This window comes from Streptomyces azureus, from assembly GCF_001270025.1.
In the GTDB taxonomy this organism is placed as follows: domain Bacteria; phylum Actinomycetota; class Actinomycetes; order Streptomycetales; family Streptomycetaceae; genus Streptomyces; species Streptomyces azureus.
The window spans coordinates 24,204-35,845 of sequence record NZ_DF968278.1 but is presented as its reverse complement, the minus strand read 5'-3'; the positions used below and the strand labels follow the sequence as shown (position 1 = coordinate 35,845).

The 11,642-nt window shown below is 67.8% G+C and carries 10 protein-coding genes and 1 pseudogene; 5 read left to right on the top strand and 6 right to left on the bottom strand.

The annotated features are described in order from the left end of the window. Positions 1-509 precede the first annotated feature (509 nt). The gene (locus AOQ53_RS17625) at positions 510-1,181 is read left to right on the top strand and encodes a pyridoxamine 5'-phosphate oxidase family protein (RefSeq protein WP_059418380.1); all 672 of its coding nucleotides are present in this window, start codon (positions 510-512) and stop codon (positions 1,179-1,181) included. 81 nt (positions 1,182-1,262) lie between these two features. Next, complete coding sequence (locus tag AOQ53_RS17620; RefSeq protein WP_236711716.1) at positions 1,263-1,988, top strand: FAD-dependent monooxygenase; 726 nt, start codon at positions 1,263-1,265, stop codon at positions 1,986-1,988. Positions 1,989-2,000: 12 nt separating this feature from the next. Here the strand turns inward: AOQ53_RS17620 and AOQ53_RS17615 are convergent, their stop codons facing one another. Further along, positions 2,001-2,633, bottom strand: coding sequence for an HAD family hydrolase (locus AOQ53_RS17615; protein ID WP_059418377.1), 633 nt, complete (start codon positions 2,631-2,633; stop codon positions 2,001-2,003). 179 nt (positions 2,634-2,812) lie between these two features. On the opposite strand from AOQ53_RS17615, the gene AOQ53_RS17610 reads away from it, so the two are divergent. The 3 genes and pseudogenes from AOQ53_RS17610 (at position 2,813) to AOQ53_RS44680 (ending at position 4,369) form a co-directional block, all read left to right on the top strand. Beyond that, complete coding sequence (locus AOQ53_RS17610; protein ID WP_059418375.1) at positions 2,813-3,280, top strand: hypothetical protein; 468 nt, start codon at positions 2,813-2,815, stop codon at positions 3,278-3,280. Positions 3,281-3,615: 335 nt separating this feature from the next. Next, positions 3,616-3,992 (top strand): annotated as a pseudogene (locus AOQ53_RS41205) (ABC transporter substrate-binding protein); the annotation flags it as partial. A 206-nt stretch (positions 3,993-4,198) separates the two neighbouring features. Further along, on the top strand, positions 4,199-4,369 hold the full coding sequence (locus AOQ53_RS44680; protein WP_167745730.1) for a hypothetical protein: 171 nt from the start codon (positions 4,199-4,201) through the stop codon (positions 4,367-4,369). Here the strand turns inward: AOQ53_RS44680 and AOQ53_RS17595 are convergent. The 5 genes from AOQ53_RS17595 to AOQ53_RS17575 all read right to left on the bottom strand — a co-directional run bounded on the left by AOQ53_RS17595 (position 4,356) and on the right by AOQ53_RS17575 (position 11,641). Next, a complete protein-coding gene (locus tag AOQ53_RS17595) occupies positions 4,356-6,326 on the bottom strand; it encodes a glycoside hydrolase family 97 protein (protein ID WP_236711715.1) in 1,971 nt (656 codons plus the stop codon). The two genes, AOQ53_RS44680 and AOQ53_RS17595, sit on opposite strands and share 14 nt — an antisense overlap. 275 nt (positions 6,327-6,601) lie before the next feature. Next, entirely contained in the window at positions 6,602-8,107 is a 1,506-nt protein-coding gene (locus AOQ53_RS17590) for an RICIN domain-containing protein (protein WP_059418371.1), read from the bottom strand. A 73-nt stretch (positions 8,108-8,180) separates the two neighbouring features. Beyond that, positions 8,181-9,716 carry an arabinosylfuranosidase ArfA gene (gene arfA, locus AOQ53_RS17585; protein ID WP_059418369.1) on the bottom strand — a complete coding sequence of 512 codons (1,536 nt, stop codon included), beginning with the start codon at positions 9,714-9,716 and terminating at the stop codon, positions 8,181-8,183. A 66-nt stretch (positions 9,717-9,782) separates the two neighbouring features. Further along, positions 9,783-10,655 carry a carbohydrate ABC transporter permease gene (locus AOQ53_RS17580; protein WP_078945360.1) on the bottom strand — a complete coding sequence of 291 codons (873 nt, stop codon included), beginning with the start codon at positions 10,653-10,655 and terminating at the stop codon, positions 9,783-9,785. Further along, positions 10,655-11,641 carry a carbohydrate ABC transporter permease gene (locus tag AOQ53_RS17575; RefSeq protein WP_059418367.1) on the bottom strand — a complete coding sequence of 329 codons (987 nt, stop codon included), beginning with the start codon at positions 11,639-11,641 and terminating at the stop codon, positions 10,655-10,657. Before AOQ53_RS17575 ends, AOQ53_RS17580 begins: the two co-directional genes overlap by 1 nt. Position 11,642 lies beyond the last annotated feature (1 nt).

Sequence of the window (11,642 nt, the reverse complement as noted above, 5' to 3'; positions counted from 1 at the left end):
GTTCCCCACCGGCCCCCTCCACCCGCCCGCGACGGCCTTCCCCGCAGTACCCCACACCGTTACCGCACCGGCTGCCGCCGCCATACCGGCCAGCAGCGTACGGCGGTCCGGAGCGTGCTCCGTAGGACGCTTCACTGTTCCCCCTTCACGGTCCGTCAAGCGGTCACCCGGCGAGCGGGAGACCCGTGCGTACACGATCACTCGTTGCGCGGGCCGCCGCCCATCCGGCGAGCCACCGCTCACGGGTGGGGACACCCCCCGTCCGTCCCCCGTGGCCCTGGCCCGGCTCCTGCGGTGGTCGTTCGGCGGGGATGTCGTCCCGCTGCGTGCCGTGCGGGCGTCTGCTCTAGTCTCGTCCATGGCCGATGACGATTTTCGGCCATCCAGGTGACCAAATCAGTCACGTACGCCGAGGTGAACACCGAGAGCAGGGCCCGGACAGGGACACGAGTCCCGACTCCACGGCTCAACGAGCTGCCGCCCTGCCGAAATCCCTGTCAGGAGGACCGTTGCACCACGATGAGCGGGCAGACCGGCCCGGAAGCCACGGCGAGCACCAGGTCCAGCGGGAGCTGGGCACCGTCGCCCGCGCCGACCGGTTCTACGACGATCAGGTCCTGCACCGGCTCAACCCGCGGATGCGGGAGTTCGTGGCCCGCCAGGAGATGTTCTTCCTCGCGACCTCGGACAGCCGCGGCGAATGCGACAGCACATTCCGGGCCGGCCCGCCAGGCTTCCTCCGGGTACTCGACGACGCGACCCTGGCATACCCCGAGTACCGGGGGAACGGCGTCATGGCCTCGCTCGGCAACATCCGGGAGAACCCGCACATCGGCATGCTGATGATCGATTTCTCCCAGGACCGCATCGGCCTCCATGTCAACGGCCGCGCACAGCTGGTCACCGACGACATGATGCGCCTGAGGATTCCGGACCTGCCGGTCGACCCGGTACCCGGCCGCCGCCCCCACGTGTGGGTGGAGGTCGAGGTCGAAGAGGCATACATCCACTGCTCGAAGCACATACCGAGGATGGTCAGAGTCCCCCTCCGGCAGAACACCAACGGCACGGACCGCTCCGCCGCCGACGGCGAACAGGCCTGGGGCACCGACGACCCCAAGCGCAAGGGGGGCGACTACTTCGGAGCGGCGGCCCGGGAACGGGGGCTCGACCCCCGCTGAAGGCGGGCCGGAAAATGACCGACAGGTCTTCCGGTCTCTCCTTTGCCAACTTTGCCAACGCCTCGCCGGCACGCTCTGCCGATGACGGAGAAAGTAGATCTCCGGCGTTCGGCGGATGCGCCGAACGCACCTCAGCGTGCGAATTACCGGCGTCAGCGAGACGAAATCATGAAGAAGACCGACGTCGTGGTGGTCGGCAGCGGCCCGACCGGGCTGCTGCTCGCCGCCGAGCTGGCGCTGGCGGGCGTCGACCTTGGGGTGCTGGACAAACTGCCCGAGCGCCGCGTCCAGGCAAAGGCCGTCAACCTCCAGCCCCGCACCGCCGAGGTGCTCGACCTGCGCGGCCCGCTCGACGACGCGCATCAGCGCGCCATCGCCACCGTCGCTGAGGGGCACTTCGCCAGGCTGCCCGTGCCGCTCCGATACGACGGCTGGTCGGCCCGGCGCCCCTACCGGGTCGGCATTCCGCAGGCGCGGGTCGAGGAGCTACTCGAAGAGCGTCTCCTCAGCCACGGGATGCGTGTCCGCTACGGGCACGAGCTGATGGGCCTGGTACAGGACGGCACGGGCGTCACGGCCACCGTGCGCGGCCCGAACGGCGACGAACGCACGCTGCGGGCCGCCTATCTGACCGCCTGCGACGGCGGCTGGAGTACCGTCCGCAAGCTGCAGGGGCGATACCACCCCTGCGATCCGTCCCGGTTCGTCGCGTCAGCGGCGGTCGCCAAAGGGGTGGTTGCGGTTGATCTGGTTCCGTCACCGATCTCCGGGCCCGTCACCCTCACGGGCGTCGGGCCCTCCGATTGAACCTGTGCAGCCTCAGGCATCAAGCGCGAAGCTCAACGCCTTCTGCAGGTCCTCCGGCTTGCGATAGTGCAGACCCGTCATCCCCAGCGCGACAGCAGCCTCGATGTTCTCCAGCCGGTCGTCGATGAAGAGACAACGTTCAATGTCGGTCTCCGCTCTCTTGGCAGCGATTTCATAGATTTCGCGGTCGGGCTTGACTACTCCGACCCGGGCGCTGCTGACGACATGGTCTGCGAGGTCGGACAGTCCCAGCGATGCGAGGTCGCTCTCCAACTCCAGGGTTGCGTTGGTCACCAGGACGAGCGGCATGTGTTCCCGCATCCGGCGAAGCATCGTGACCACCACCTCGTCAGCCCAGAAAGGCGCCTCAGCCAGTGCCGTTCCCAGCTCACGGGCCTGAGGCTCCGAGATTTCACCCGCGAGTCCCAGCACGATGGCCTCCACCCACTCCTCCTTGCTGATCTTTCCGAGGAGCAGCGGCAGGTCTATCTCCGGCGCATAGGCCACCCTCGTGGTCGTTCCCTCGGCCAGTCCAGCCATCTGTTCCAGCCCCGCCAATCGGGTCAGGTCATAGAAGCGGATCACGTTGTCCAGGTCGCACAGCACCGCGTCGAACGGCCTGCCGCAGGTGTTGATCACCGTCATCGCCCCTACATAGCACAGTGAGCCTTTGCCAACCTCAGTTCAGGAGTCAGGACCAGCCATCTTGTGATGGGTCAGGGAAGGCTGCCCACCGGCCCGGAAGCCAATGCCTATGTGCTCTCGGGAGCGGCGACTTAGGATCACGGGGATGACCAGTCGTTTGTCATGCCGAAGGGGCTCTTATGGCCGAGCTTGTCCGGCAGCAGAACCTCGATGCGGATGTGGGGTATCACGGCTTCGGGTTTCAGGAGTCCGATGACGGTGATCTGCCCGTCCCGTTCCCTGACGACTTCGCGCAGGGCGTGTTCCTGAACGCCTTTCCGGGGCGTCTCGACATCTGCAGTGGCGGCCACACGCACACCGCTGCGGTCACCGTGGAGGTATGGGACGGGGAGCCGCCCGTGCAGGATTCCTCGCGGTGGGACGAGCAGGCTGAGGCCGACTTCGAGTCGACCACTGGGGAAGTGGCCGTGTGGTCCATGGGCTTGGGGCGCGCCGATGACGTGATCACGCTTGCCGATTCGGGGGGCTCCTGGCGGGTGCGGGTGAGCTGTGCCGGGCGCAGGGAGGCTGCGGCACTGTCGGAGCAGGAAGGTACGGGCGAAGGCATGGAGAAGTACCTTGTGCAGTTCTGGCCCGCGACGGCCTGAACACCGTCAAGGGCGGGGTGCCGACAGCTCGGCACCCCCGCCGTCGGCGCGTCAGGAGACGATCTTCACGATGAAGCCGTCTTCCATTCCGTCGATGATCCGGTTCTTGGCATAGAAGCTGATGAGCAGGTTGCCGCCCGCACCGTTGTCTTCCTCTGCGATCGGTTTCACAGAGAAGTTGAACTTCTTCGCGTCCGCGTCGTAGTCGTGCTCCGCGGCGCCCTCATAGGTGGTGGCGAAGGGGTATCCGTCGCGCTCGCGAGTGCCACCGCACGCTCCTTGGCGCCGGCCTTCGTGCTGTAGCTCAGCATTCCGATGTAGGCGAATGACGCTGCGCCGCCTTCGAGAAGGCGTGCCCCGGCATCACGCTCAACATCGTCGTGGACTACAGCAAGTTCCACGACGCCCGCAAAGACAACCAGCTCGCCACCGGCTCCCTCGTCCCGGATGTCGTACAACTGCAGACCATGCAGGACTTCCCCCGCTGGAAGCACGAAGACGCCCTGCTCCCCTGCAAGCCGGCTGGCTTCTCCCGCGTCCACCCGGCGTTCAAGGACCCCGACGGCGCGTGGACCGGCATCTTCGTCGACGCCTTCTCCACCATCTACAACGTCGACGAAGCCGGCGGCACGACACCTGCCTCGGCCCGGGCCCCCCGCGCTGGAAAGGGAAGATCGTCTCGACCTATCCGAACGACGACGACGCGGTGCTGGAAAGTGGCTGAAGAACACGGGTTCGGTCGGCCGCCAGGCGGCCGGCTGCTGCGGCCGACCAGGGGGTCGCCCGGCTGGCCGGGGATGCCGAAGGAGTTTCCTGTCCGCTTACCACAACCGCCGGTACCCGCTACTGATGCGGTTGTACGTCGCCGTCGCCGGGCCCCGGCAGAAGAAGTGGTCAATCCGCTGATCACATCAGGAGATGAACAACCTGATCGTCCGCAAGTCGATCAGCGGGCGGAGTGCCTTCGTGTGCGACGAGGGCGTACGAACCTCCTCAGGCGAGTGCCGGGCCGGAGCGGAGAAGCCCAGGCCCGGCAGCGGGCGTGACGAGGCCGACGCCCTCAGGGGACGGCCTGTCAGCTCGGCTTGAGGATGATCGCCTGGCCGCCCGCGGGGGCCATGGCCACGTCCAGCGTCGTGGCCGAGGTGACGGTCCGGGTACTGACCACGACCGGGGTCTGGTACGGGCTGGTGCCCGGCGTGCCGTCGGCGCAGACGGTGGCGGTGTAACTGACACCGCTGTCCAGGAACGACAGCGGGAGCGACAGCGTCCGGGCCGTCTCGTTGGTCATCGCCCCCAGGTACCAGGTGGTCCCCCGCCGGCGGGCCACGGCGACGAACTGGCCGATCGATCCGGCCAGGGTTCGGCTCACGTCCCAGGTCGTGGGGACGGCGTTGAACCAGGGCAGGCCCGGCCAGTTCGCGGGGTTGGCGTACTTGGACGTCTGCTTGTCATACCAGAAGAGGAAGTTCAGCGGCTGGTAGTACACCGCGGCCATCGCCATCTGGTGGGCGTTCGTGGTCTTGTTGCGGGACTGGCCGTAGCAGATCGTGTAGTCCAACGGGCCGCCGATGTTGCGGGCGAAGGGCAGCGTCACGTTGTGCGTGGCGGTCGGGAAGTTCTCGTTGCCGCGGACGCCCTCCAGGCTGATCCAGTTCGGGTAGGTGCGCTCGTAGCCGAACGGCCGGACGTCGTCGTGCATGTCGATCAGCAGCTGGTACTTCGCGGCCGTCTTCGCCCAGCCGGTGATCTGGTTGGTCATCGCCTGGGTGCCGTCGAGGATGAAGCCGAGCTTGACGCCCGCTATGCCCCAGCTCTTGTAGAGGGCGAACAGTGAGTCCGCGTCGCCCACCGCGCTGCGGTCCACGTAGAGGATGACCCCGATGCCGTGGTCGGTGGCATAGGAGACGACCGAGGGAAGGTCGATCTCGGGAATCGGCTGCCTGGCGGGCGAGGTGACCGGTCCGTACCATCCGCCGTCGTACTCGATGTACTGCAAGCCGCGCGCGACGGCGAAGTCGACGCCCTGGATGCCGGCGTCGGTGGTGAGCTCGCAGCGGAAGACCTTGCCGGGCTTGATCCACGAGGTGTCGGCCAGGGCGTTCGGTGGGGCCAGGTTGAGCACCAGTTCGGCGTTGTCGACCAGCTCGGCGTGGGTCGACCCGATCACCACCGCGCGCCACGGCGTCGCGAACGGCGTGGTGACGGTGGAGGTCGTCGCGACCGGGCCGCTGCCGCGTGCGGTGTGCTCCATCAGGAAGGCGGACAGGGCGTTGGGCTGCCCGGAGACGGAACTGAGCATCATCCGGGGGAAGTTCACCCGGGAGGACTCGCAGACGCACGCGATGACCCCACTGGGCAGGGTCGCGGTCAGCGGCAGGTCGGTCAGAGGGCCGTTGTCCGTGCCGGAGGTGCCGGTGACCGGGATGGAACCGGGGGCGAGCGGGACGTAGTCGGCCTCGTCACGGGCGCTGTAGACCAGCGTCCTGTCCGGGAAGGTGAACGTCGTCAGCTCGTCGGAGATCGTGGCGGTGCCGGTGTCGAGCAGGACGTAGCGGAGGGCGACGCCGGCGTTGTAGGCGCGGGCCTGGACGCTGAAGCGGACCCCGGAGACAGTGTCCTGGAGGTTCCAGCGCTGCTCCTGGTAGTTGTCGGTAACGGTCGAGTTGCGGCCGTAGACCGGATTCCAGGTGGTGTTGGTGGTCCAGTGCTGGTTCTGGGTCACCGTCACGTTGCTGCCGAGGGTCGTCCCGTTGCTCAGCCTGAGACCGAGGGGCGAGGTGGCGATCACCGTGGTGCCGCTGCGCAGGACGGACCACTGGAGCGCTCCGCCCACCACCGACAAGGTGAGGACCGTCCTGCCGTCCGGCGAGGTCGCTCTGACGGAGGCGTCCGCGGCGTAGGCGGGCCATGTCGCCCCCATCCCGGCCGCCGCCGTTCCGGCGGCGATGATCACGCCCTTGAGCATTCCCCTGCGGGAGACGGTCGCCGGGTCCTCGACGGAACCCACATGGGGCTCTTCCTGCTCGCCTGCACTACGCATCATGAGTGGGGCCTCTTCCTTGAGGACCGCATGACAGCGGACCACACATCGAATAGAACCAACCGGTCGTAGACGTTTGAAGGTGTCGGGAAAGTTGTAGGGGTGCCGATCGGGCCGCGCCTTCGTATACGGCGGGGCCGGCTGCGGCGGGTCGTAACGGGCGACCCCGTGGCGACCCACCGCCCACCCGTTACCTGTCACGGATGGCGCCGCATCACTTCGGTGTACGGGCAGTGCCCCGGCGCCCCCTTCGATGGCGGGGTCGCCGGGGCACGCGGTCAGGAAAGAGTCCAGGTCTCGCTGTTGACGCTCGCGCTGCCGCCGAGCTCCTGGTCCACCGCCGCTCCCTGGGTGGTCGAGCCCGCGACACCGATGTGCAGGCCGCTGTCGATGTTCACCAGCATGTAGTTGCTGCCGGTGTAGCTGCCGGTCAGGTCCAGGGCCCACTGCTGGTTCGTCCCGCCGTTGCAGGTCCACTGCTGCAACTGGACGCCGGCGGTGGTCGACCGGCTCGGGACGTCCAGGCACAGGCCGCTCTTGACGCTCTTGAGCGTGAAGATGTTGTCCGCCACCCGGGTGAGGGTCCACTGCTGGTTGGTACCGCCGGTGGACGGCCACTGGATGATCTTGGCGCCGGTCGCGGTGGAGCCGCTGGCGACGTCCATCAGCATCGAGCTGCCGACGTTCTTCAGCGTGTGGACCCCTTCCGACGGGATCCCGCTGCCGGCCGACCATGTGCCCGCGTCCACGTTGAGGGACCAGGTCGGGTACTGACCGAGGTTCACCGTCGTGCCCCGGATGGTCAGCGGCAGCCAGATCAGCTTCGACGCGCCCAGGTTGGAGGTGTCCCAGCGGTCACCGGCGTAGATGTACGTGGTGCCGGAGGTGCCCTGGACCGTGATGACGTTCGCCGTCTGACTGCCGTAGGTCTTGGTACCGGGAGCGGCGAAGTTCCGGAACGCCGACCAGGGGCCGCTCAGTGACGTGGCGGTGGCGTAGATGTTGTCGTTCAGGCTCCAGCCGGTCAGGTGGGAGCCGAAGACGTAGTACATGCCGCCGATCTTCACCATGGCGGGCGACTCGACGCTGCCGCTGCTGCCGCCGCTGCCCAGGGTCGTCACCACGCTGTCGACGGACAGGTAGTCGGCGGACAGCTTGTAGACGCGCAGGCCGTTGTTGCGGTCCTCGCTCATCAGGTAGGCGGTGCCGTCGGTGTCCTGGAACAGGCCGATGTCACGGCTGAGGTTGCCCATCGGCCGGAAGCTGCCCCGGTAGGTGTACGGGCCGCACGGTGTGCTGCTCGTGGCCACGCCGACCCTGGCCTCGGCGTAGTTGGTGCTGTCGATGTGCATGTACATCACGTACGTGCTGGTCGACTTGTTGTAGATGACCTTCGGCCGCTCCACGATCCGGCTCGGTCCCAGGTCCCCGCTGCTCTGCCTGCTGAGGGCCTGGCCCTGGTAGTTCCAGTTCGCCAGGTCGGTCGAGGTGTAGCAGGTGATGTCCTCGAACGACGTGTCCGCCGACGTCTTTCCGGTCTTGTCCTCGCCGAAGCCGTACCAGGTGTCGCCGACCTTGACGATGCCGAGCCCGTGCAACTGCAGGGCGTTGCCGTTCTGGTCGGTTCGTGCGGCGCCCGTCGTGAAGGTCACCGTGGCCGCGTGTGCCTGTGTGGCGGGCACGAGCAGGGCGGCGAGGCTGCCCAGCAGGGTCAGGAACGCGGCCATGGTGGTCCGCCATCGGGCGCGCGGTGGCGGTGTGCGGTGTGATGTGGTGTCGGACATGGTGTCACCTCTCCGTCGAGGTTCGGGGATTGTGCGGGGAGTTGCGGGTCGAGCGGTGGGATCCTGGGGCCGCTCAGGGGGCGAGCGGGATGGTGATGGTGTTCCAGGACATCGGCGGCAGCAGGGCGCTCAGCCGTCCGCCGTCCGTGACGGTGCCGGTCACCGGCTTCGGCGTCACGCGGTCCTGGTGCTGGAGCGTGTTGGCCGCGTGGCGGTCGGGGTCGGCCAGGGCGGTGTGCGTCACCTGGCCGGCCACCGGGCTGAACGCCCGCAGGTCGGCGGTGAGTTCGAGCGGCCTCGTGGTGTCCCGGTTGACGGCGAGGACGGTGAGCGTCCCGTCCTCCTGCTGGACGGCGGTCGCGTGCAGCAGGGGCACCTCGCCGTAGCGGGCGGTGTCGTGGACGGGGCTGTCCAGGGCGAGCCGGAGCACCTGGCCGCGGCCGTGGCGGGCCGCGTCGGCGAAGGGGTGGAAGATGGTCTGCCGCCAGGCCGGGCCGCCGGGCTCGGTCATGATGGGGGCGATGACGTTCACGAGCTGGGCGAGGCAGGCCGCGGTGACGCGGTCGCAGTGGCGCAGCAGGGTGATCAGCAGGCTGCCGACCACGACGGCGTCGGTGACGGTGTAGACGTCCTCGAGCTGGCGCGGGGCCACGCTCCAGTCAGGGGTGTCGGTGTTGTTGACCGGCCGGCTCTGGTACCAGACGTTCCACTCGTCGAAGGAGAGGTTGATCCGCTTGCCGGAGCGGCGCTTGGCCCCGATGTGGTCGGCGGTGGCGACCACCCCGTCGATGAAGGCCTCCATGTCGGCGGCCGAGGCGAGGAAGCTGTCGGCGTCGCCGTCGCTCTCCTCGTAGTAGGCGTGGCAGGAGATGAAGTCGACGAGGTCGTACGTGTGCTCCAGGACCGTCGCCTCCCAGGCGCCGAAGGTCGGCATGGAGCGGTTGGAGCTTCCGCAGGCGACCAGTTCCAGGCCGGGGTCGACATCGCGCATGGCCTTGGCGGTGACGGCGGCGAGGCGGCCGTACTCGTCGGCGCTCTTGTGGCCGAGCTGCCAGGGGCCGTCCATCTCGTTGCCCAGGCACCACAGCCGGATGCCGTGCGGCTTGTCCACGCCGTGCGAGCGGCGCAACTCGGACAAGGCCGTGCCGGAGGGGTGGTTGGTGTACTCCAGGAGGTCGAGTGCCTCCTGCAGGCCGCGGGTGCCGAGGTTGACGGCCTGCATCGGCTCGACATCGGCCTTGGCCGCGAAGCGCATGAACTCGTTCAGCCCGAACCGGTTCGTCTCGACGGTCCGCCAGGCGCCGTCGAGCCGGCGCGGCCGCTGCTCCACCGGGCCGACTCCGTCTTCCCAGCGGTAGCCGGAGACGAAGTTGCCGCCGGGGTAGCGGACCATGGTGACGCCCAGTTCCCGGATCAGGGCCAGGACGTCGGTGCGCAGTCCGTCCTCGTCGGCGCTCGGGTGGTCCGGTTCGAAGACGCCGGTGTATACGCAGCGGCCTAGGTGCTCGACGAAGGATCCGAACAGCCGCGGGTTCACCTCGCCGACGGTGAAGTTGGGGTCCAGATGTATGGCCCCTGCGAGCGGCGGATGGCTGTCGGGATTGGGCATGGATCACTCCGGGATGGATCGGTGCGAAGAATGGCGTTCTGTACGGTTTCCGGGGTGCCTCTGCGGTCAGCCCTTGATGCCGGTGTGCGCGACGCCTTCGACCAGGTATCGCTGCAGGAAGAGGAAGACGAGCACCAGCGGCAGGATGGACACGGTGGCGGCGAGGAACAGCTCGTGGATGTTGACGGTCTGCGCGGTGGTGAAGGTCGACAGGGCCACCTGCACGGTCCAGCTGGACTGGTCCTGGCCGATGACCAGCGGCCAAAGGAAGGCGTTCCAGTTGGTGATGAAGGTGATCACCGCGATCGCCGAGAAGAAGCCACGGGAGTTGGGGACGACGATCCGCCAGTACGTGCCCCAGCTTCCGAGACCGTCGATCCGGGCGGCCTCCTCCAGTTCCTTGGGGAAGCCGAGGAAGTACTGCCGGAAGAGGAAGGCGGTGAAGCCGCTGAACAGGCCGGGCACGATCAGGCCTTGCAGGGAGGAGACCCAGCCCAGTGACGAAACGAGGACGAAGCTGGGCACGAAGGTGACCGCGCTGGGGATCATGAGGGTGGCCAGCACCGCATAGAAGATCTTGCTGGCGTGCCGGTACGGGACGCGGGCGAGCGCGTAGCCGCCCAGGGAGCAGACCAGCAGCTGCCCGGCGGTGCCGAGCACCCCGACGACGAGGGAGTTCCACATGCTGCGCGCCATGGGAACCGCGGGGTCGTTGAACAGCTCGGAGATGTTCTCCCAGTGCAGCGTGGTCGGGAAGAACTTCCAGTTCGCCCCGGTGATGTCGGCGTCGGTGGCCAGGCTGTTGCGGATCAGCAGATAGAACGGGACCAGGAACAGCAGCGCCGCGACGACGGCGACGGTGTAGAGGGCGACGCCGCCGGCCCGTCCGCTCACTGCGCGAGGACGGCCGCGGACATGGGTGGTGGTGGAGGTGGCCATCAGCTGTCCGCCTTTCCGAAGCCGAAGATCCTGCCCTGCAGCAGCGTCACCATCGTGATGAGTGCCGACAGCACCAGCGCCCCGGCGCTGCCGTGGCCGAAGTCCTGACCCTGTCCGAGGGCCGTGTAGTAGAGGTAGACCAACGGCGGCCGTGCGTAGGGGGTGTTGGGCAGCAGGTTGTAGAACTCGTCGAACGCCTGGTAGGCCGCGATCAGCAGGAGGAGCACCACGGCGACCGAGGTGGTGCGCAGTTGCGGCAGGGTGACGTGCCGGAAGGTCTGCCAGCCGGGTCGGGCGCCGTCCGTCCAGGCGGCTTCGTACAGTTCCTTGGGGATCTGCTGGAGGGCGGCCAGGAAGAGGATCATGTAGAAGCCGAGCTGGAGCCAGAGCCGTACGGTGACCAGCACCAGCCAGTACCAGGGCGGGGAGACGGTGCCGATCCAGGCGACGGGTTCGATCCCGAACCAGCCCAGGACGGTGTTGACGAGACCGAAGCGCACCCCGTTGAAGATCGACAGCTTCCACACCATCGAGGCCACGACGTAGGAGCACGCCGTGGGGATGAAGAACACCGAACGGAAGAAGGCACGGGCGACGCGGATGCGGTGGACGAGCAGCGCGAGCGCCAGGGCCAGGACGAAGGTGAGAGGGACGACGATCAGCGCGAAGAGCGTGAAGGTCCACAGGCTGTCGGTGAACGGCCCTTCGGTGAGGATGTCCGCGTAGTTGTCCAGGCCGACGAACTTCGTCGGGGTGACCGTGTTCTGGGCCTGGAAGAGGCTCAGGTAGAAGCTCCAGCCGACCGGCACGTAGACGAACAGCAGGAGACCGGCCAGGAAGGGGCCCGCGAAGAGCCAGAAGGTGCGGGTGCTGCCTCGCATCCCGTGCCCGTCACGTCTCGCCTTGGCCTTGGCCTTGGCCTTCGCCGCGGGGCCGGGTGGCGCGGTGGCGCCCGGACGGGCGCCACCGGTGGTGATGGTTGTCATG